The sequence below is a fragment of the uncultured Sulfitobacter sp. genome, from assembly GCF_947502895.1.
GTDB lineage: Bacteria > Pseudomonadota > Alphaproteobacteria > Rhodobacterales > Rhodobacteraceae > Sulfitobacter.
Window position 1 is genome coordinate 55057 of record NZ_CANNBM010000009.1, and the last position, 20247, is coordinate 75303.

The 20247-nt window shown below is 52.7% G+C and carries 23 protein-coding genes, 2 tRNA genes and 2 pseudogenes; 11 read left to right on the plus strand and 16 right to left on the minus strand.

The window, feature by feature from the left end; translation table 11 throughout:
- Positions 1-276 precede the first annotated feature (276 nt).
- The 4 genes from Q0903_RS18990 to Q0903_RS19005 all read right to left on the minus strand — a co-directional run bounded on the left by Q0903_RS18990 (position 277) and on the right by Q0903_RS19005 (position 3795).
- Complete coding sequence (locus tag Q0903_RS18990) at positions 277-882, minus strand: phosphoribulokinase (RefSeq protein WP_299417857.1); 606 nt, start codon at positions 880-882, stop codon at positions 277-279.
- Positions 879-1655, minus strand: coding sequence for an ATP-binding cassette domain-containing protein (locus Q0903_RS18995; RefSeq protein ID WP_299417859.1), 777 nt, complete (start codon positions 1653-1655; stop codon positions 879-881). Before Q0903_RS18995 ends, Q0903_RS18990 begins: the two co-directional genes overlap by 4 nt.
- Complete coding sequence (locus Q0903_RS19000) at positions 1655-2695, minus strand: ABC transporter permease (RefSeq protein WP_299417861.1); 1041 nt, start codon at positions 2693-2695, stop codon at positions 1655-1657. Before Q0903_RS19000 ends, Q0903_RS18995 begins: the two co-directional genes overlap by 1 nt.
- A gap of 80 nt (positions 2696-2775) precedes the next feature.
- A complete protein-coding gene (locus Q0903_RS19005) occupies positions 2776-3795 on the minus strand; it encodes a sugar ABC transporter substrate-binding protein (RefSeq protein ID WP_299417863.1) in 1020 nt (339 codons plus the stop codon).
- A 169-nt stretch (positions 3796-3964) separates the two neighbouring features.
- Here Q0903_RS19005 and Q0903_RS19010 point away from each other — a divergent pair, with 169 nt between their 5' ends.
- Both Q0903_RS19010 and Q0903_RS19015 read left to right on the plus strand, forming a co-directional pair.
- The gene (locus Q0903_RS19010) at positions 3965-5155 is read left to right on the plus strand and encodes an ROK family transcriptional regulator (RefSeq protein WP_299417865.1); all 1191 of its coding nucleotides are present in this window, start codon (positions 3965-3967) and stop codon (positions 5153-5155) included.
- 48 nt (positions 5156-5203) lie between these two features.
- Positions 5204-5890 (plus strand): D-lyxose/D-mannose family sugar isomerase, encoded by a 687-nt coding sequence (locus Q0903_RS19015; protein WP_299417867.1) that lies wholly within the window; start codon positions 5204-5206, stop codon positions 5888-5890.
- 482 nt (positions 5891-6372) lie between these two features.
- Here Q0903_RS19015 and Q0903_RS19020 read toward each other — a convergent pair.
- Positions 6373-7726, minus strand: a pseudogene (locus Q0903_RS19020) (IS1182 family transposase).
- Positions 7727-7964: 238 nt separating this feature from the next.
- Positions 7965-8429: a hypothetical protein gene (locus Q0903_RS19025; protein ID WP_299417869.1), complete on the minus strand. Its 465-nt coding sequence runs from the start codon at positions 8427-8429 to the stop codon at positions 7965-7967.
- 247 nt (positions 8430-8676) lie between these two features.
- Between Q0903_RS19025 and Q0903_RS19030 the strand changes: the two genes are divergently transcribed.
- On the plus strand, positions 8677-9009 hold the full coding sequence (locus Q0903_RS19030) for a MarR family winged helix-turn-helix transcriptional regulator (RefSeq protein ID WP_299417871.1): 333 nt from the start codon (positions 8677-8679) through the stop codon (positions 9007-9009).
- 21 nt (positions 9010-9030) lie between these two features.
- On the opposite strand, the gene Q0903_RS19035 is transcribed toward Q0903_RS19030, so the two are convergent.
- Complete coding sequence (locus tag Q0903_RS19035; RefSeq protein ID WP_299417873.1) at positions 9031-9732, minus strand: YafY family protein; 702 nt, start codon at positions 9730-9732, stop codon at positions 9031-9033.
- Positions 9733-9850: 118 nt separating this feature from the next.
- Between Q0903_RS19035 and Q0903_RS19040 the strand changes: the two genes are divergently transcribed.
- Positions 9851-10255, plus strand: a complete 405-nt coding sequence (locus Q0903_RS19040) for a GFA family protein (protein ID WP_299417875.1) — start codon at positions 9851-9853, stop codon at positions 10253-10255.
- Between the two features lie 581 nt (positions 10256-10836).
- A pseudogene (locus Q0903_RS19045) lies at positions 10837-11052 on the plus strand (GFA family protein); the annotation flags it as partial.
- Between the two features lie 16 nt (positions 11053-11068).
- Here the strand turns inward: Q0903_RS19045 and Q0903_RS19050 are convergent.
- From Q0903_RS19050 to Q0903_RS19080, 8 genes are all read right to left on the minus strand, one after another.
- Positions 11069-11485, minus strand: a complete 417-nt coding sequence (locus Q0903_RS19050; RefSeq protein WP_299417877.1) for a hypothetical protein — start codon at positions 11483-11485, stop codon at positions 11069-11071.
- Positions 11482-11658: an SRPBCC domain-containing protein gene (locus tag Q0903_RS19055; protein WP_366141519.1), complete on the minus strand. Its 177-nt coding sequence runs from the start codon at positions 11656-11658 to the stop codon at positions 11482-11484. Before Q0903_RS19055 ends, Q0903_RS19050 begins: the two co-directional genes overlap by 4 nt.
- Positions 11628-11891: a metalloregulator ArsR/SmtB family transcription factor gene (locus Q0903_RS19060; RefSeq protein WP_299417879.1), complete on the minus strand. Its 264-nt coding sequence runs from the start codon at positions 11889-11891 to the stop codon at positions 11628-11630. Before Q0903_RS19060 ends, Q0903_RS19055 begins: the two co-directional genes overlap by 31 nt.
- A gap of 201 nt (positions 11892-12092) precedes the next feature.
- Complete coding sequence (locus tag Q0903_RS19800; protein ID WP_366141520.1) at positions 12093-12518, minus strand: MerR family transcriptional regulator; 426 nt, start codon at positions 12516-12518, stop codon at positions 12093-12095.
- A gap of 103 nt (positions 12519-12621) precedes the next feature.
- Complete coding sequence (locus tag Q0903_RS19065; RefSeq protein WP_299417881.1) at positions 12622-13386, minus strand: SDR family oxidoreductase; 765 nt, start codon at positions 13384-13386, stop codon at positions 12622-12624.
- Between the two features lie 135 nt (positions 13387-13521).
- A complete protein-coding gene (locus Q0903_RS19070; protein ID WP_299417883.1) occupies positions 13522-13932 on the minus strand; it encodes a DUF4345 domain-containing protein in 411 nt (136 codons plus the stop codon).
- 66 nt (positions 13933-13998) lie between these two features.
- Positions 13999-14493, minus strand: coding sequence for an anthrone oxygenase family protein (locus Q0903_RS19075; RefSeq protein ID WP_299417885.1), 495 nt, complete (start codon positions 14491-14493; stop codon positions 13999-14001).
- Positions 14494-14508: 15 nt separating this feature from the next.
- Positions 14509-15135, minus strand: coding sequence for an NAD(P)-binding oxidoreductase (locus Q0903_RS19080; protein ID WP_299417887.1), 627 nt, complete (start codon positions 15133-15135; stop codon positions 14509-14511).
- A gap of 76 nt (positions 15136-15211) precedes the next feature.
- Here Q0903_RS19080 and Q0903_RS19085 point away from each other — a divergent pair, with 76 nt between their 5' ends.
- From Q0903_RS19085 to Q0903_RS19100, 4 genes are all read left to right on the plus strand, one after another.
- Positions 15212-15820: a TetR/AcrR family transcriptional regulator gene (locus Q0903_RS19085; protein WP_299417889.1), complete on the plus strand. Its 609-nt coding sequence runs from the start codon at positions 15212-15214 to the stop codon at positions 15818-15820.
- A gap of 430 nt (positions 15821-16250) precedes the next feature.
- On the plus strand, positions 16251-16421 hold the full coding sequence (locus Q0903_RS19090) for a hypothetical protein (RefSeq protein ID WP_299417891.1): 171 nt from the start codon (positions 16251-16253) through the stop codon (positions 16419-16421).
- A gap of 285 nt (positions 16422-16706) precedes the next feature.
- A complete protein-coding gene (locus tag Q0903_RS19095; RefSeq protein WP_299417893.1) occupies positions 16707-17048 on the plus strand; it encodes a winged helix-turn-helix transcriptional regulator in 342 nt (113 codons plus the stop codon).
- A gap of 281 nt (positions 17049-17329) precedes the next feature.
- Positions 17330-17857, plus strand: coding sequence for a DUF1415 domain-containing protein (locus tag Q0903_RS19100; protein WP_299417901.1), 528 nt, complete (start codon positions 17330-17332; stop codon positions 17855-17857).
- Between the two features lie 268 nt (positions 17858-18125).
- Here the strand turns inward: Q0903_RS19100 and Q0903_RS19105 are convergent.
- A tRNA-Met gene (locus Q0903_RS19105) sits at positions 18126-18202 on the minus strand.
- 324 nt (positions 18203-18526) lie between these two features.
- On the opposite strand from Q0903_RS19105, the gene Q0903_RS19110 reads away from it, so the two are divergent.
- Both Q0903_RS19110 and Q0903_RS19115 read left to right on the plus strand, forming a co-directional pair.
- The gene (locus Q0903_RS19110; protein ID WP_299417895.1) at positions 18527-19393 is read left to right on the plus strand and encodes a glycosyltransferase family 2 protein; all 867 of its coding nucleotides are present in this window, start codon (positions 18527-18529) and stop codon (positions 19391-19393) included.
- Between the two features lie 52 nt (positions 19394-19445).
- A tRNA-Arg gene (locus Q0903_RS19115) sits at positions 19446-19522 on the plus strand.
- Positions 19523-20247 lie beyond the last annotated feature (725 nt).

Consider the following 20247-nt stretch of genomic DNA (forward strand, 5'->3'; position numbering starts at 1 on the left):
GCGCTGCCTTGAGAATCGGCGCAAAGCGCTTGATTGGCAAGGCTCGAATTCAATGGAACCGTCTCAGACAGAGCTTTCAGCATCGGTCGGTTCGGGCATACGACCTCCCCTCGGAAGCAGCGCGGCAGCGGGTCACACCATTCAAACCATAGCCTCTGAAGGTAGATGTTTATTAAATACCAACCAGATATCACATCTTTAGCTGATTTTGGAAATAGGCATCGGACCGTCTTTTGACGACAATGGAGTTTAGTTTCGCCAAGCAAAGAACTGATGTTATCCAGATAGAACCATATCCGCAGGGAGCAATTTACTATTCACCAACCGCGCGTTGGGCAGATCGTTTTCTTCGGCTTTCTTGACCGCTGCATCGCTGTCATATCCCAGATCCAGCCACCTCTTGAGGAGCCGGTTTCGGAGTTCGGCCAAAGGGACATCAAGAACGATGCCAAAATCCCAAAGCTTGGCCAAACCATCCCATGGCGGTGCATCAAAAAGCAGATAATTGCCTTCTACCAATACTGTTGTATCGCTAGCGCGCAAGCATCCACCGTTTGGCACAACGCAATCGCGGGCCCGATCAAATGTAGGGAATGGAACCTCGCCTGCGTGCCGCATCCGCTCTGACAGGGAAACAAGACCGGCAACGTCGAAAGTCTCGGGCGCTCCCTTGCGCGACAGCAACCCTCGCGCTTGCAGATGGTCGTTGCTGTGGTGAAATCCATCCATCGGCACAACACAAGCGTGGGGAATTCTGGCGCTCAGCTTCTTGGCGAGATAGGATTTGCCACTTGCAGGAGGACCCGCAACAGCGATGATCCGCCGCCCCCGTCGCAGCGGAACATCAGTGATCCTCTGCGCGATATCGGCAAACTCGATCAAGCGCTTGCCGTCTCTGATGGAGCCTCTTTCGCCCCCGTCATGAATGCGACAGCATCCGACATGGTGTAGTCTTTGGGATTAATGACACACAACCGCTTACCCAAGCGGTGGACGTGGATGCGGTCGGCGACCTCGAATACATGGGGCATGTTATGGCTGATGAGAATGATTGGAATACCGCGAGATTTCACGTCCTGAATGAGTTCCAGCACTTTGCGCGATTCCTTGACCCCAAGAGCCGCCGTTGGCTCATCGAGGATGATCACTTTTGACCCGAACGCCGCAGCGCGCGCTACGGCGACACCTTGGCGTTGGCCACCTGATAATGTTTCGACGGCTTGATTTATATTCTGGATCGTCATCAATCCCAACTCTGTCAGTTTTTCACGGGCCAGACGCTCCATCTCTGGCCGGTCAAGCTGGCGGAAAAGCGAGCCGCGGATGCCCGGACGGCGGATTTCACGGCCCATGAACATGTTATCCGCAATCGATAGTGCGGGTGACATGGCGAGCGTCTGATAGACGGTTTCGATACCGGCATCGCGGGCCTGAATGGGAGATTTGAAATTGATCTCTTTGCCTTCGAGGTAAACCTGTCCCTCGTCGGGGATCACCGCACCCGACACTGCTTTGATAAGCGAAGACTTCCCCGCACCGTTATCACCGATCACGGCAAGAATTTCACCTGGCATCAGGTCAAAGTCACAGTGATCCAGTGCCGTCACTTTGCCATATCGCTTAACAAGGCCGCGGCCTTTGAGAATAGGTTCCATTATGCTGCTACCTTTCTGATCCACTGGTCCACTGCGACTGCTGCGATGATGAGCACGCCGATGAGCAGGTAAGTCCATTGTGCGTCCGCCCCCATGAGGCGCAGCCCAAGTGTGAACACCCCTACGATAAGCGCGCCGAAGAATGTACCGAGGATCGAGCCGCGCCCGCCAAAGAGCGAGATGCCTCCGATGACCACAGCCGTGATGCTTTCGATGTTCAGAAGTTGTCCTGATGTGGGAGATACAGAGCCGATCCGCCCGATCAATGCCCAGCCTGCAAAGGCGCAAATCAGTCCCGCAACGGCATAGACGGAGATGATCGTTCCTTTGACATTGACGCCAGACAATTCCGCCGCGTCGGCATCATCACCCACGGCATAGACATGGCGACCCCACGCCGTATGGCGCAAGACGTAAGCCAGAACCGCTACAAGGACGACGAGAAAGACGACACCCACCGTAAAGACTGCGCCGCCAATATTAAACTTGGCACCCAGCAGTTGCAGCAGCGGCGCGTTGTTTGCGATGTCCTGACTGCGAATGGTTTCATTCTTTGAGTAGAGAAAATTGGCGGCCAGCACGATCTGCCACATGCCAAGCGTCACGATAAACGGCGGTAATTTCATCACCGCCACAAGCCAGCCGTTGACGTATCCGATGGCTGTGCCCGCCAGCAGACCGCACGCTACCGCCACCTCGACGGGCAAACCGTAGCGGAATGTGAACTGACCCATCACGACCGAAGAGATCACTGCGATTGCGCCCACACTCAGATCGATGCCTGCGGTCAGAATGATCAATGACTGTGCAGCGGCAACGATGCCCACAATCTGCACCTGTTGAAGGATAAGGGTCAATGCGAAGGGAGAGAAGAATTTCGAGCCCAACAGAAGGCCAAAGACGACGATAGAGGCCACAAGCACAATCAAGGGCACAAGAGCGGGGTTGGTATGCAAAACGTGCTGAACCGTACCCATAAACCCGCGACGCGGATCCTCGAATTTAGCGACCCCGTCCTTGGTGGTATCTGTGTTGGACATCTTATCCTCCCTTACCGTTGAAAAGGGGCGAACACCGCCGCCCCTTTTGTAATCAAAACCCATTCAGGGCCGATGGGCGATTAGCCCCAGCAGAGCTTGGTACCCTCTACGGTGTCGATGCTTTCGACACCGTCAACAGGCGTGTCCGTAACCAGTGCAACACCTGTATCAAAGAAGTCCTTGCCTGGTGTCAAAGCGGGCTTGGTGCCGTCTTTGGCCCATGCGGCGATCGCTTCGATGCCCTTGGAGGCCATCAAGAGCGGATACTGCTGGGACGTGGCACCGATGATGCCATCCTTGATGTTCGCAATGCCGGGGCAACCGCCATCGACAGAGACGATCAGCACGTCATTCTCGCGCCCGATGGATTTCAGCGCCTCATAGGCACCCGCCGCTGCTGGCTCGTTGATGGTGTAGACCACGTTGATCATCGGATCTTTGGCCAGAAGGTTCTCCATCGCCTTGCGGCCACCCTCTTCGTTACCTGCGGTCACGTCGTTGCCAACAATACGCGGATCGGTCTCGTCCCCGTTTACGTTCGGGTCGGCCAGATCAATGCCAAAGCCCTGCAGGAAACCCTGATCGCGCAGCACGCCAACAGTCGGCTGTGAAACGGCAAGGTCAAGCAATGCGATCTTGGCGTTTGCGGCTTCGTCACCGAGTTTGGCCGCAGCCCATTTGCCGATCAGCTCACCCGCGAGGAAGTTGTCTGTGGCGAATGTCGCATCAGCAGCATCAATCGGCGACAGGGGCGTGTCGAGCGCGATAACAACCAGACCCGCATCGCGTGCCTGCTGGACCGAAGATACAATGGATGATGTGTCGGACGGCGTCAGCAAAATGCCTTTTGCGCCGTCAGCGATGCATGTCTCAATGGCTGCGACCTGCGTTTCGTGGTCGCCGTCCACTTTGCCCGCGAAGGATTTCAGCGTCATGCCAAGCTCGGCCGCTTTGGCCTCTGCGCCCTCTTTCATCTTTACGAAGAAGGGGTTGGTGTCAGTCTTTGTGATCAAGCATGCCGTGATGCCGTGGCCATCTGCAAAAGCAGCGCCAGACAAAGTGGTAAATGCGACAGCCGTTGTTGCGAGTAGTTTTTTCATGAAGTCCTCCCAGACGTTTTCCGATTGATCGGAGACAGTTCCCGCATCTTGCGGAATTGGCTTGAGGTAATGCGATTCTCAACCTCACGTCAATAAATAAATAAACTTGATTTATTAATTCAATCTGCCACCTTCATTCCAGCACGATATGCATGTAAGGCCTAAAGGTATGGATGGGTCAAAGATCAGAAGTTTAAGTGGCGGCGTGAACCAGAGAGGGTTGCGCGACCACAACGAGAGGCTGTTGCTGTCTATGCTTCAGCGCAATGGCCCCATGCCGGGCAGTGATCTTGCGCGTGTCGCAGGTCTTTCGCCACAAACCGTTTCTGTCATTCTGAGAAAGCTGGAAAAGGACGGACTGCTCGCTCGTGGAACGCCGGTAAAAGGCAAGGTGGGCAAACCATCGGTGCCCATGGCGCTGGCTGCGGATGGTGCCTTCTCGCTCGGCGTAAACATCGGCCGCCGCAGCGCCAAGATCGTCTTGATGGATTTTCACGGCACCGTACGCGATGAACGCAGCACACATTTTCAATACCCCCTTCCTGCCGATGTGTTTGAATTTCTCAGGCTGGCCAGCGAGGAGCTGATCCAAAGCCTCTCAGCCCCTTTGCAAGAGCGCATTTGCGGTATCGGTATCGCCGCTCCGTTCGAGCTTTGGAATTGGCATGAAATGGTGGGGGCCAGCGCAGAAGAGTTCTCTGCTTGGAAAGATATCGACTTCCACGCCGAGATTGCACATTTCTCCGACCTGCCCGTGCATATCGTCAATGATGCGACCGCCGCCTGTCGCGCAGAGCATATCTACGGCCGCGGCAAGGAGTTTCGTGACTATGCCTACTTCTTTGTTGCGGCGTTTGTCGGCGGTGGCATCGTGCTGAATAACTCAGTTTTCGAGGGGCATCAGGGCAATGCAGGTGCGCTGGGATCGCTGCGCAGTGTTGGCCCCAATGGCGAGAGCCGCCAGTTGATTGATATCGCTTCTATCCATCTGTTGGAGGCGCGCCTCGCCGAAGTCGGCCTTGACCCAAGTGGTCTCTGGAACAGCGACGATTGGGCCCCTTATGAACGTTATGTGGAGCCTTGGATCAGGCAAACAGCGCAAGAGCTGGCAAAAGCGGCGCTCTCTACATGCGCGGTCATCGATTTTGAAGCTGTCATGATCGATGGGGGCCTACCACCAGACGTTAAACAGACATTGGTAGAACGGACCCGCAGATATATCGCTAACCAAGATACCCGCGGTCTAATTCCCCCTCAAATCGAGGCGGGCACGATGGGCCGAAAAGCCCGCGAAATTGGTGCCGCTTGCGGTCCGATCTGGTCCCATTTCCTACTCAAATCAAACGCGGGTCTGTCTTAGATTGTCCGCACCGTAGAAACCATATCCAGACACCATTAAGGAAAAGAAATGAAGCGCTCCCGCATCAACGAAATCATGTCACAAGCGGACGACATGATACGTTCGTTCGGATTTTCGCTCCCGCCCTTCGCCTATTGGAGCCCTTCCGAATTTCAGGCACGCAAAAGCGCTGCTTCGGCGTTGATTGATGCGAGATGCGGATGGGATATCACAGACTACGGCGCAGGGGACTTCGACCAAATGGGGCTGTTCCTCTTCACCCTGCGCAACGGACGTCTTGCAGACCTGCGGCGGGGCAAAGGTATGTGCTACGCCGAGAAACTTCTGATATCGCGGCAGGATCAACTCAGCCCCATGCATACCCACGTCGAAAAAACAGAAGACATCATCAACAGAGGCGGAGCTACTTTGGTGATCGAGCTTTTCGGCTCTGGCGATAAGGGAGATTTTTGCGCGGACAGGGGGGGACAAGTGCTTTGCGACGGCATCTTGCGGGACTTTCATGCGGGCGAAAAACTCAAACTCGCTCCCGGTGAAAGCGTGACATTGATGCCAGGGGACTGGCACGCCTTTTGGGCCGAAGGTGGTGATGTCTTGATCGGCGAAGTGTCCACAGTGAACGACGACCTCAACGACAATATTTTCCGCGAGCCGATTGGTCGCTTTGCCCAGATCGAAGAAGATGTTGCTCCACTGCATCTGTTGGTGAGCGACTACGCCCTTTTACTGAAATGATATCGTGTGAGTATGGTTTACAGGCGCTTGTCCGCTGCTACTCTGCCTCAGCAAAATAGCAGTACGTAGGCAGTCAAGCTGTTCCAAATTGGAAAGCCGTTTCCAAGACCTCTCTTATTCCGAAGCGGTTTTGGTTCCACTCGTTTTCAATCGAAATCTCAATCTTCCGCCGCTGCGATTACCTTGAGTCTATAACCTGTAGACCTGACGTCCAACCATCGCGCAGCGAACAGCTGCTTTTCGCCCTCGGTGCGTTTCACTGCAGATGCAGCATATGAAAAGCAGTCGTCGGTCACGCTGACCGCAAGGTTTGGAAAGTTCGCGTTGCCACCTCTCGCCTTCCGATTTGGCGGTGATTTCGTTTGCAACCGCAGCGAACGGCAGCAAAGAGCTGATTGTGTTAAAAAAACTCGCTGGTTTCAGCCTTTCCAAGTGAGTTATCGCCATGATTTTACTTGGACGTCTGTATGTCGACCACGGTGTTAGCCTGTGGCGGGCACCAACGGGTTGAGTTTGGCGAGTTTCCGAAGGTTTTGGGCGATTGCTACTAAGGTGAATTCGTCTTGGACGCCACATGGGCCTCGTAATCGGAGCTTACCCAAGCCAAGGATTCGTTTGAGGTGTGCGAAGAGCATCTCGACTTTCTTCCGTCGGTTCTGCGCGATTTGATTGAACTCTGACGCTGTACATTGGCGGGGAAATTCCCGGACGATCTCATATTGCTCGCGGTGGATCGCGCGGGTGTCTGATTTGGTACAGCAATTGGCTTTTAATGGGCAATCGATGCAATCGGATTGAAGGGCCCGGTATTTGCGCGCTTTCCATTCTTGCGCGTTCTAGGCGGGATCGGAATAGGTGCGCCGCGTATGCTTTATCTCTTTGCCGCCAGGACAGATGTGGCGATCATTCTCATAGTCCCATGTGAAGTCTGGTCCGGAGTATGTTCCATCAGTCCGCTCGCCCTCATCAAAGACGGGAATGAAGGGCAGGATCTTGCGTTTGAGTGCCAGCCAAACAGGATTGCCAGACAACCCGTAGGCCGTGTCCGCAGCAATCCAATTCGGCTTCAAGCCAAATATCTCTTCGGTCCGGTCGATCATCTTGCGCATGGCTCCAGCCTCGGCAGTCCTGTTGGAGCGGCTGGCATCCACATCAACGATGATACTGTGGTCAGTATCGATCAGATTATTGGTGGAATACGCAAAGAATGCGGGGCCTTTGCGTGCGGCAGCCCATTGGCTGGCTGGATTGGCATGAGCAGTGAACTTGGGCTTTGTCGTAGCGGCCGCACCAAAGGCTTCGTCGTCCAGCGTGTCGAGATAGTCCCGCACCGCGCGTGGTGCATCGTTAGCGTCAGCCACACGGGCTTCCCAGCATTCAGGGTTGCTGGAGTTCTGTTTCTGGACATCAGCACTGATCAAGCTGGCATCCATGGCAAACCCCTGTCCGCCAACAAGGCCTTCTCGCACGTATCGCGCAACGGTCGTCTCGAACACGCGGCGCAACAGATCGCTTTCGCGGAACCTACCATACCGGTTCTTTGAAAAGCTGGAGTGATCCGGGATCGGATCGTTTAAATCGAGACGGCAAAACCAGCGATAAGCGAGGTTCAGAGCGAATACCGAAGCAATATCCGATCAAAAGCATGCGGATGAGAAGCTCAGGATCAATCGAGGGGCGACCCGTGTGGCTGTAGAAATCCGACAGATGTTCGCGGATACTGCTCAGGTTTACGAACCAGTCGATCGACCGTAGCAGGTGATCTTGCGGGACATGATCCTCCAGAGAGAACTCATAAAACAGCGCCCCTTGCGCCTCCTGCTTTGGTCCCATCACCGCCAAATCCCCCAATCAATAAAGGAATTGAGCCAGCGATTGACCCTTCGATCGAGCAAGAGTTTTTCAACACAATCAGCCTTATCTGTAAATTCAATTCACTTGCTGCGTGCAATCGCAGCGCTAGAATTTCGGGGCGCGCAAAGAGAGCTGTGCTGTCATGCAGCGGAGAAACCGGTCATTCGACCTTTCTGCAGCGAAAGTAATCTCAGTGCTGTTCGACGTTTGGGCTTTCTTCTCAATATTCGTCCGTATGCGATCCCAATACCGCTCTGTCACGCCGCAAAAAGCGCCAGAGATCATACACGTCCATGATCAGGCAGGCTGCTACAATGACGCCAAGGTCAAAACGTACATGTAGTCTTGGCGATGCCAGATCAGCCATATCAATAGTGGCGCCCAAGGGATCAGATGCGAAAGAGCAAGGATGCACTATTCCCAAACCCGAGACACCGCATGCGACAACAATCGTAGCGATGACGCCGGAGCTTGTGGTGATCCAGCTTCCATCTGTGATTAATTGGTGTGATCCAAGCCACCACAGTAGATCGCCGAGGGCGAAATAGACGACCTCAACTGGATGAATGGCAGTACGACTGGACGCCTCGGAAAGATATAGACCATTCATAATCAGGCCCACCCCGACGATGTGCGCAAACCCTGTCGGCCGGCCACCAAGAAAGCCTGAAACAGCTTCTGGCATCAAAATACACATAATACCGAAAGCCAGACAACTTGCTGCACTGAGGCGGAGCAAAAGTCTAAGGCTAGTCATCGTCGATCTGACCTTGCAAACAGTGCTGGCAACTAATTGGAGATAGCCTATCTTGGCAACAAAGCTTACAACTGGGGCTGCTCCGCGACCGGCACTGTGTCTGCTGATGTAGTCTGGCGCGCGTTGGATTTATCAAAGTGTGCTCGGCATTTTGCACGGTAAAGGTTACACTGAATTGACCGAGCCTCATCTGACATTTTTGGCCAGTCTTGACTGTGGCGCTACTCAAGCAAGCGCCGTTGCGCAGCGCTTAGGTGTGACACGGCAGGCAATCTATCGCACGACAACTGAAATGCAGAATGAGGGGTTTCTGCCACTGAAACCTGATCCTGTTCCGCGCAATCAAAAGAACATTGTCGTGACACCAAAAGGGGTGATTTTGGCAACCAATGCGCGGCAAGCCTTGGAAAAAGCAGAAACCGAATTTGCCAAGCGTGCAGGCTTTGACAACTTAGACGAACTGCGGGGTATACTTAATCTGAGCTTGGGAGATTCGATCAAAACATAGCTTCAGGTGAACGCCACAGCCCTAAAATTCCATGTATGTTGCGCGTTCAACATCCATTGCGGTTCGCCATCGCACGCGAAGCAAGAGCGAGCTTTCCGGAATACGCTGGTTCAGGACATCCGCTGAAATCATCCGGTCGGTGCGGAAGTAACGAAAACCTTTGCGTAGCTCACACCATGCCGCAAGAATGCGACCGCTATCCCTATAACCAAGCAAAATTGGCCAGATAACGCGCTGCGTGACGTCGCCAGCACTGCCACGATATTCTAGCGTCATTTTCCGATGCCCGCGAATAGCATTTCTCAGTATTGAAGAATTTACCATTTCTAGCGGTGAAGGAACGGGGGCTACGCTGGTTGCTGGTTCCAAGACGTGCGCCCTCAGGCGCTCGGGCACAACCACTTCGATCTTCGCAAGTAGGTTGAGAGCAGCTTTGGCGAGGTCAGGTTCACCTCGGCTTGCGACCCAATGCGCCCCAAGAACGGCGGCGTCCAACTCGTCTGACGTCAGCATTAACGGCGGCATGTCGAAGCCTTTTTCCAGTACATACCCCACACCAGCTTCTCCACGGATTGGCACACCTTGAGCCATCAGCGCAGAAATATCGCGATAAACAGAACGCTTGGATGACCCTAGCTCGTTGGCGATATGTTGTGCGGATATGGGTCCGCGCGCGAGGCGAAGAAGCTGGACAATTTCGAATAGCCGTTCCGCTTTCCGCAAATTTCGCACTCCCATTCAATGCTGCCATGATGCTGTCAGCATGCCATATTTAGGTTGCCAGGCAAACATGTGAAGAACGCATATCTGACATGCCCATCTGACATAAAGAGAGATAACCATGATAAAGGGTAGTTGCTGCTGCCAAGCAGTCCAATTTGAACTGGCGAACGAACCGTCGTTTGTCGGCACGTGCCACTGTTCAAGGTGCCGTAAAGTTGGTGCGGGCGCCATTGCATTTGTGAGAAAGGAAGACCTCAAGTGGGTGACGGGTAAGGAAAGCGTGCAGGTGTTCCAACCGGCCGCCCCGTACATTTATGAGCGGTGTTTTTGCAAAATCTGTGGCACGTCCTTAGGTGAAATACTGTCTACTGACGACAGTTTCCCAATCGCGGCAAACACCATCGATGGAAATCTAAGCCTGATCAACCAATCCCACGAATTCGTTGGTGAAAAGCCTTCATGGTACAAGATTTGTGATGATGCGCCTCAGAACGACGGGCATCCAGAAGGGGCTGGCACCTGATGAAATCAAAAATACTAACGTACTGTTTCGGCCTCTTTACTTTCCCGTTTTGTCTGACCGTTACCCCGGCAAGTGCCGAGCCTCGTTGGGTTCGATGTCGCGGGTGGATTTTATGCCGTCGTTTCACGCGAGATATACGCTGCGGACGCAATTCAGGGTGACACGATGCGGGCATATATCAAAGTGAGTGACATCGAGGATACGTTTGAGAGAGTAAGGGCAATCGCACCAAATCGTTTAGAAAGCGCCGCTGTCATTGTAGAAGGGCCATTTCGGTTCTTTCGTGTTAGTGATCCAGATGACAACGTCTTAGAGTTTTTCGCTGTCGATGCAGGAGTATCTCAATAATAAATGAACGTTGGCACCCGCAAATGAAATCGAAATACTCCGGGCGCTGCCTTTGCGGCGGTGTTACCTATATGGCAATCGGGAAGCCAATCGTTGTTGTACAATTCCATTGTGAAGAGTGCCGCCGACTAAGTGGAACAGGCCATGCCGTGGGTGCCATGTTCGGTTCAGATGCGGTTACCGTGAGTGGGAAGTTAGGCGAATTCAGATATTCATAAGGAAAGGGTTCAGAAGTCATGAAGGCATTCTGTGGGAACTGCGGCAGCCCGATTTGTGGAAAGAATACCTGGTTACCCGGTCATCTAACACTGACGCTTGGCGCAATGGATGATGCCGATGGGTTGAATGTTGAAGTCGTCATTTTTGAACGCGACAAGCCACATTGGGATCAGCCTGGACGAGATGTGATTTCATTTGCAACGCAGCCAGATTGGAAACCTGAAGACTGAGCTGCGGCTGAAAAAGTCAGTCCGCTTCGACGAAATATGTTTGCTTCCAGAAGATCACCGCCAGCATCACCATACTGACAAGGTTTGGCCCCAAGATTTGCGTAAGGCCAAGCTGATCGCTCACTATGAACAGTGCAACAGTCCCATTGAGAATGAACAATCCAATATTGAAAAAGGCCCAGTTTGTGGCCCACGGCCTTCTGTTCCAAAGGGTATATAGGAATACCCCAGGTTCGATGAAGTCGAAAAACAGGGCCACAAGAAATGCTGTGCGTCCATACACAAAAGTACCCAGTAACGGCAAACCGCTTTCGAACAGGTTTGGTAAATGCATCGCTGATCCGACTGCCCACAGAACCATAACCACAGACAGTAATTTCAGCGGCAAAGGTATTGGTTTCCAGCTCTCCTGTGGTGTCTGATCCCCGTTCACTTGGACTGCCTGATAAGCTGGTCAAGACTGTCGAAGGCTTGGTTCCCACCTCCATCACCTGCGGAGCCTTCAGGCACACCAACATGCACCATTGTCATTGTTGTTTTGCCATTCGCTTCCTTCAAGTCGACGATGACTTCAGTTATATCTGGGTGGCCATCGGGCATACCCATAGTGGCTGTGTATTCAGGGTGCAGGGCCGGAACTGCGCGTCACGCCCCCTCGTGGTCAGGGCCGCATTCACTAGCACACGGATGTGTCTTGAGATGGCAGGCAGGCTCATTTCGAAGGGCTCCGCCAGTGTGTTTGCGGTCGCTTCGCCTTGTGCCAGATGCGCAAGGATCGCTCTCGGGGCCGGATTGGATAACGCGCCAAAGGCCGCTTCAAGCTGGTCCGATGTATTCATCGTTACAGCTAATATACCGGATGGTTAATCAAGCAGGTGGTATAAATCAGTGAACCACCCAACCCGCCCACTGGTTTTCGCAGCAGGGAGGTCGTGGGGGTCTTGTCGTCGGCAGCTTCATCGGCACTCTATGAGTTTGTGAGCAGTGCTCAGGTCGCGGCGTAATTTCGATCAATTATACACAGCAGTACGCCAAAGACACTAAACTGCTCGAGGTTGATGGCGCACAGAACTAGCAACTGGGGTGTCTAACGGTTGACTTGGCCGATCAGCGCTAGAAAGTCCCCCTCTCAGGCTAGCAAGACGATCAAGAAGTGCGTCTCGACGCTCGTCCAAGTCAGTCCGAAGCCGTTCAATATGCGCGAGCTTTTCTGTTAATTTCTCGATACCGCCTTCACACGGTCCAGACCCTTCATCCGATAGGCACGCACTCATAGCGCGGATTTCACGGGTGGAAAAACCGGTCGCTATAAAGTCGCGGATACGACCTGCGCGACGAAGATCCGCCTCGCGGTAATGCCGGTAGCCGTTGAGCGTACGACCCACCGTCATCAATCCTTGTTTCTCATAGTGGCGCAACATGCGTCGCGTAATCCTAAGCTGTTCGGCGGCTTCCTTGGCCTGCATTTCAAACCCTTTCTTGCTAAGACTGACATAGATGGAAGTGTTTCAACCGCCAAACAAGAGCGGCGTTGAGAGATGGTATGCATCCCCCAGCGCCAATTCCTCCTCAGTTTCGCAGCGACCAGCCGCCGTCCACTGTGAGAATTTGCCCCGTAAGCCATGCGTTGTCGGATCGACCTAGGCGCAGAATCCATGGAACAATATCATCTGTCACACCGCGACGCCCCAGTGGCACCTGCGCTGCCTCTTGGTTTTCGATTTGTTGCGCCATTTCGTCAGGCAACCCCATCATTCCAGTCAGCGCACCCGTTTTGACCGGGCCAGGAGCAACTGCATTCACCCGAATTCCGTCGCCAGCCAGCTCTATGGCCCATGACTTGGTCAAATGGTCCAGTGCAGCTTTGGTTGCTGCGTAATGTGCCAACATCGGCGCGGCATTCTGGCTCACTGCTGTTCCGATATTCACAATGGCACCTTTGCTTTCGCGCAGAGCGGTATGGCTTGCCTTTACCAACAAGGAGGGGCCCACGATATTCACGGCGAACATGTTGGCAATGATATCGGCGTCATACGCCGCCATGAGAAGCGGTTGACCAGCTCCCGAGTTGTTGACAACGAGATCAAGACGCCCCCATTTGCTTGTCGCTGCTTCGACGGTTTGCGCGCCGCTATCGGCATCGGCACTATCCGCCCGCAATGTTGCGATTGCGTCACTCATCGCCGCTACTTCGGCAAGCTTTTCATCACTGCGCCCCGTAATCAGCACCTTCGCGCCTTGTGCAACAAGCGCCAAGGCCGTCGCTTTGCCGATGCCAGAGCTTCCGCCAGTCACGATCGCGACCCTATTTTGCCAATGGTCATTCTGTGTCATTTCAGATTTTCCTGTCTGTAAGTTATTCATCACTACGATGCGCAGACAGTGGTAGCGGCTTGACACTAGTGTCAGGGTCAAGCGCATTTTTTGGCTGTGGACAAAGATTTTGCTTCGTCGCAAATACAGCCTCCTTTAGGTGAAGGCAGGTTTTGCACGCAGAGAGTATCGAGACACTAAGACGATGCAGGCCGCAGCGATCACCAATTCCAGAACTGCAATCGAGATCAAGGCCGTATTAGGTATACCATCAACTAAAAAACTTAATACACGACCAAAGCCGTAGGATCCGTAGACTAAGGCGCTGACAGCGAGGGCCGTCGCACGCAGTCGCACCCGCGCGATTGCAGTCAACGCTAGTATGCCGGTCATCAGTACGACGCTCCCCGCAGCTTTGAGTTCGTTGGTCAAAGCGGTTTGGCTTCCAACGTCGATACCCGCGCTGACATGAAAAGCGATAGGATCAATAAGAATGAGGCCCCCGATCATGGTGGCGATCAGTCCGGAAACGGCAAGCGTTACAAATTGTGAAATGGGATGAAACATAAGAGGTTAGCTCCTGATAATTGAACAGCACCCAGGGCTTTATCGGTGCCTATTTTGGGTTTGAAGTTAGGATTGAGCCATTATGACCGTAGCAATTAGCAGGCACAGCGAAGCAAGAGCCGCGGCAATGGTGCGGACCCAGTTCCAAAAGCGCCAGGCTGGAACGTAGCGCAGCCAATAAGCTGCCGCCTCGGCGCTATTAAACTGCATGCGATCAAGGCGGTTATTCATGGGCACGTTGAAGACCAGCGTCACGATAAACGTGCCAAGAAAGTAGAGCGCACCAGCCGCCACGATCCAGTTTTGTGCGTATCCGATATCAGTGCCGATCGCATAAACAACAATCATCGGCGACACGGCAGACATGCCAAGCAAGAGCACCATAAAGATCGTTCGAAAGACCTCTCGGTTTATGATCTGCATGGTTTGGATTGCGCCAGCAGGGTCCGCTTTGGCCAATGATGTCATTACAAAATCGGAAAAGGTCAGAAAAACGCCTGCGACTAATGCGTAAGCGACAACCGAAACCTGCACAAAGACGAGATTGAATTCAGGGGACATTGATGTGCTCCTATCTTAGGTTGAGATCGCAACGGCGCGCTGGTGATATGTTCTGTCGGTCAACTGCTTGGTCAGAAAGCTGGCGACATCACTGCGCGCAATCTTGAGGCGTAGGCCTTTCAGCGTTGGCGCGAAGGCTTCTTTAAAGACTTCCGTTTCTGTGCGGTCAGTGAACCCGCTCGGGCGCACGATGGTCCAATCCAAACCGCTGGCTTCGACAAGAAGCTCTTGAAGTTCGTGGTCGCGGAAAACGATCCGCAATATGCCGCCGAACATGATCCGTTTCCAAAAGAAGTTCAGGTTGGACCAGCTTTCATGGGCCCCAAGTGTTGACTGACAAATCAGACGCGACATCCCTGCCTTTTGCATTGCGTGGATGACGATCAGTGTGCCTTTGGACCTAATGAGTGAACGCAAGGACTTGCTGCCCAAGGTGATGACCACGGCATCGTGTCCCGCGACCGCTGTATCAACCTCTGACTGGTTAAGAACGTCGCCTGACACCAATGACAGTTCTGGATGGTCGATCCCGATCCTCTCAGGGGTGCGCGAAAATGCGGTGACTGCGTGCCCGTCGGCAAGCATGTGTTGGACGGTCAGGCTGCCGATAGTGCCAGTTGCACCAATTACGATAACTTTCATTAGGCTTCCTATCTTTGTTCAATAACTTGACACCGTGTCAAGTTGACAGCCCTGACTTATCGATCTACTTTACACCATGTCAAGTAAAAATAATCCTACCCGTGATCGCATCCTCAAAAGCTGCCAGACTCTTTTAGAGACAAAAGGGGCAAGCGATGTGCGCATGTCAGATATCGCCAAGCGTGCTGGCATCAGCCGTCAGGCGCTGTATCTGCATTTCCCCAACCGGGCAGAGCTTTTAATTGCGACGACCCGCTATCTTGATGAAATTCACGGCATCGGCAAAGTCGTGGATGACCAGATCTTCACCGCAGAAGGTGTCGCGCGGCTGGAAGGATTCATCGATGTCTGGTGCAACTACATCCCCAAAATCTATGGCGTTGGAAAAGCCCTGATGGCGATCAAGGATGTCGATGAAGAAGCGCGTGTCGCTTGGGACGATCGGATGTCCGCCGTGCGCGATCTATGTGATCGCACAATACAGTCGCTGATCGAACATGACATGCTGTTGCCGGACTTGAATGCGAAGGAAGCGACAGACCTTCTGTGGACGCTGGTTTCCGTTCGGAACTGGGAACATCTTACGCAGGAGTGTGGCTGGTCTCAGGTACAATACTTGAAGCACATGCATCGCTCAGCGCTCAAGTTATTCACCGTTGAAAGTTGGGATATCGAGCGCGTTTGATAACTTCACTGTGCAATGTACGAATGAAAACTCTAGAAAGCATACGGTGAAAACTGTCTGTTATGGGGCTCTATCTGGGCCCGCGTGGCATCAGGCTCTTGGCTTTGACAGAACCCTCCGGCGAAACATTTACAGTCTTGGCAGGTTTCTGACTGTCGTTTTATGTCGTATGTTGGAGAGGGTAGAATTCCACGAATAAAGTGGAAGCAGCCGTCGGCGACGAGCGGCGCGAAGCTGTCGGAAAAACCCTTAACAACCGATGCAGCGATGTGCCCAAATGGGCGCCATGAAGCCAAGTTCGCGAAAATTGTCGGGCGGAATGACGGCTTGCTTGATTGCCGTCCAAGAACGCTTTTTAACTGTTTCAAAAGAAATGGTTCCAACCATTTGGGCAGATTTCCCAACAGTTCAGAGTTGGAGGCGACCCGTCATGGGGAATTGTAATCTCGGTTTTGTCTCCGACAGTTTCAAACTGCCAGATAACGATTGTCCCAAGCAACTCCTGATCGATTCCTTCAGGCTGACCGTCGACCTTGTGGTCAGCATCGACGCAAGTTATCTCAAGATGATTGCCTCGGTTCATGACGGACGCCTCGAATGACCAGTGACCGTAGTCCGGGGGGGGGAACACGCCGTCAACCTGTCTCCGACCTTTTCGAAAGCGCCGCTGGTTGTCTTTGTCCACCATTTCTCCATCTCGGTCGCAACAGCCAGAAAGCTGTCATCCCGAGATGCTGACACGAGATTTTTCTTCATAGTTTTTCGGTTAATTTGTCATCATTTGCTCTGTTCCTCTGCTGACGCTCAACTTCGCGTAAAAGGCTCTGTTTAAAAGTAGGCAACATTTCAATACCTGGGTATCGAAACGATACTATCGGTACTTGCTGTGCGTAAGGAAACAGGTGCGGATTTGTATCCAGAGCTACTTGTGGTTGCCATGATCGGCGGCAGGTGGAGGCTTTCGATTTTCCAAATCCTGATCTTCAACGGCACAGAAAGGTTTGGCGCGCTTCTAAAAAGCGTTCGCGGGATTACGCAGACGATGCTGACGAAGCAGCTTCGCGGCGTTGAAAACGATGGCTGTGTGCATCGAGAGGTTTATGCGGAAGTTCCTCCGCGTGTTGAGTACAGCGGCACGGAAGATGCAATTAGATTGATGTCGGCATTTGAGGCCATGCATCGGTGGTGGGAAACAAGGACCGCAACATCAACAAAGTTTAAGGCTTAGTCTTCGGTTAGATTGGATTGCAGCCTCACACCACCCACGAGCTTCCAGTAAGGGAACTTCGTCGTCCCGCAGCGAAGGGCGGATTGTCCTGGAAGCGGCACTCGACATGAAGGGTGGAAAGGTCGCCTGTAACTCCGCCGAGCCGATAGATTTGGCTTTTGCAAATCAATTTGAGATATGGGCACAATGGGCTTTAAGTTAGTTCAACAAGAAAGGATTTACGTATCAATAAGTTCGACCTTGAGACACTATCAATAGCTCATCAAGACGTAGTTACAAACATCCGTCGATGGCTTGAACAAATGGTAGTAGGGCTGAATCTCTGCCCATTTTCCCATAATGTCATAGCCCAAGACCAAGTGCATTATGCCATCTGTGATGCCACCATTGATGCACAGCTGAAGCAGTTCTACGTGGATGAGCTACAGCGTCTGCTTGAGGCCAATGAAAGTGACATTGCCACTAGCTTGCTCATTTTCACCCGAGGTTTGGAAGAATTTGATGACTACCTCGCCTTACTCGATTGGTTTCAGGAGCTATTGGAGAAGGCAGAACTGACAGAGCATGTGCAGTTGGCGTCCTTTCATCCTCAATATCAATTTGAGGACGTAGCTGCTAACGATCTTAGCAACTTCACTAACCGCTCACCCTATCCGATCATACATCTACTGCGTCAAGTTCAAGTGACTAAAGCACTCTCACGTGTTTTGGACCCTGAGAAGATTTATATCGATAACATAAATACCTTAAATGAACTTGGTCGCCAACAGGTCGAAGCACTCTGTCCGTGGGGGAAGAAAAAAAGTTAGCATTGTATCTGCAACTCATGTTGACCGAGCTGCTACTGTCTCCGGTTTCGCCTTTGCAGCGAAGGTCTGCAATGACGGAACGCGCCGCAGCCTGCCGATCATTTGGCCAATGTCAGCTAAAGGCCGAAAGTGGTCGCCCTGAAGAGTTACGACTGCGCAACACACCCCACTGTTCCTGGAAGCTTCCACACATCTTCCACAAGAAGGTCCTAAACGCAAAAAGCACCCCGAAGGGTGCTTCTATGCCACTGATTTAACAGTGTAGTATTGGTTGCGGGAGTAGGATTTGAACCTACGACCTTCAGGTTATGAGCCTGACGAGCTACCGGGCTGCTCCATCCCGCGCCAATGAGCAGACGGATACGGCATCATGATAGAAACGACAAGGGACTAAAGGCAAAAATTCGCGACTTTTCTGAACTGTTCGAAATCTGGCGGTCTAGAGTGGCATCAGGCCTCGCAAGCAGTGCGCTATCTGGAGCCAAGGTTGCTGGAGCGGATACGACTAGTCGGGCGTTTAGAATTCCAGTGTTGTTTTCGGGCATTTAAGGGCTGGGTCGAATAATTGGCTAGCATCACAGAAATAACTGGTTTTGACCCTGATAATACCTGCTTGCTATGATGCGATGAAGAAGGCCATCTAGGGCTGCCATTCCTCAGGAGCGTTTCATGAAAATCTGCGCAATCACCATGGTTTACCAAGACTATTGGGCGCTGGGGCAATGGTATCGCTACTACGGCGCCCATTTGGGCCCCCGTAACCTCTATGTAATATCGCACGGCTATGATCCTGAAATTCAAAGGATTTGCCCTGACGCCAGTGTCATTACCATTCCCCGCGACGAGTTAAAGAATTTTGACCGTGTTCGCCTGCGTGTCATCAATGGCATCCAGTCAGGTTTGGGCAATCTTTACGACTGGGTAATTCAGACTGATGCAGATGAACTCGTTTGCTTTGATCCTGCGACATACAGCTCGTTTCAAGACTTGTTTGAGAAGAGCTCGGCGCCTGCGTTGTTTGCTCTTGGACTGAATTTGGCAGAGGTAGAAGGGGATGTGCCGCTGGTTGGCAGTGAATCCGCACTGGCACACCGAGATGTGGCTTGCGTGACCGGGAACTACAGCAAGGCCTGGGCCGTGCGCAAAGCGTTACCGTTGCGCTGGCATGGTGTCTTTTGTGGCTACCGGCGAACAGACGATTTTCGATTTGAAATGCCGGATGATGTTTTCTTTGTGCATCTAAAGCACGCTAACTCCACAGCTTTGAAAGAAACTAACGCAGTGCGCCAGTCTGTTGCCGATAGTGTCGGTGAAGACTGGAATGTGAACGGGTGGGCGAACCCCGACTTCCATGCGAAACGGTTCTATCGCAAAATGGCGAAAGCGGTTGAACTGCCTTGGAAAGAGGCCGTTGCGCTGGGCTATGAGAAGATACGGGAAAACCCGATCCGCGATGCAAAACGCGGCATCGTGAAGCCCCCGTTCATCAACTATGTCTGTCGTACGATCCTTCCAGACTGGTTCAAGACACTTTAGCCTTTCACGCCCCCTTGATCGCCCATAGAGCATAGACCATAACCAGCGCAGCGGTCCCTTAGCTCAACTGGATAGAGCAGCTGACTTCTAATCAGCAGGTTGAGGGTTCGAGTCCTTCAGGGATCGCCAATTTTATCTTACGTTTGTGTCATTTTAGTACAACGGCTGGGGCCTCATTATTGCAGTATGTGCAGACGGTTAGATCGAGGTTTGTCAAAGCTGACACAAGGTGCCGCTTGTCTTCAAGTTATTGCTGAGCATGTGGGGAATTATGCACCGCGACCGAGGCTGTAGACGGCGAAGGAAAGATATCACTCGGATGAGCCGCGAATACTTCAGGACATGCCGCCTCACTTGTCCTAATGCGAGACCCAGCGCAATGATGACCGCGATGACGAACATCCGGCACTTGACAGCGACTATGGCAAGCGTGCGCAGGACTGTTGTGGAAATCGCTGCGCAGACTGGCCGGACACTTCGATGTCTTGGCCGCAGTGAAGAGCTGACTTACCAGTTTTTGTCGCAAAAAAGAGTGCTGGGAGCATTAGGGTTCAGCGGTTTCTTATGCGTAGGCGTTGCTACGCTGCCCGCGAGGTTGATGTCGCGTCGTCAGCAGCCGATATCCATAGTCGCTAAGTGACCAACTTCACATGGTTATACGCAAACACCTTGGAGGAGTGAGCAGGCAAATTTTACCACGTAAAGAGTAGGGGAGGAGGGTCGTGATCAAGTTAGATGTAACAAGCCAAGATCGCGCTTCAATGCAAAAGTCAGATGGGCGCGCAGACCTGTCTTGAACCAATGACCTTTCGGACCACTGGCGCCCGGCGGATCGCAGGCACCGGTTTTTTATT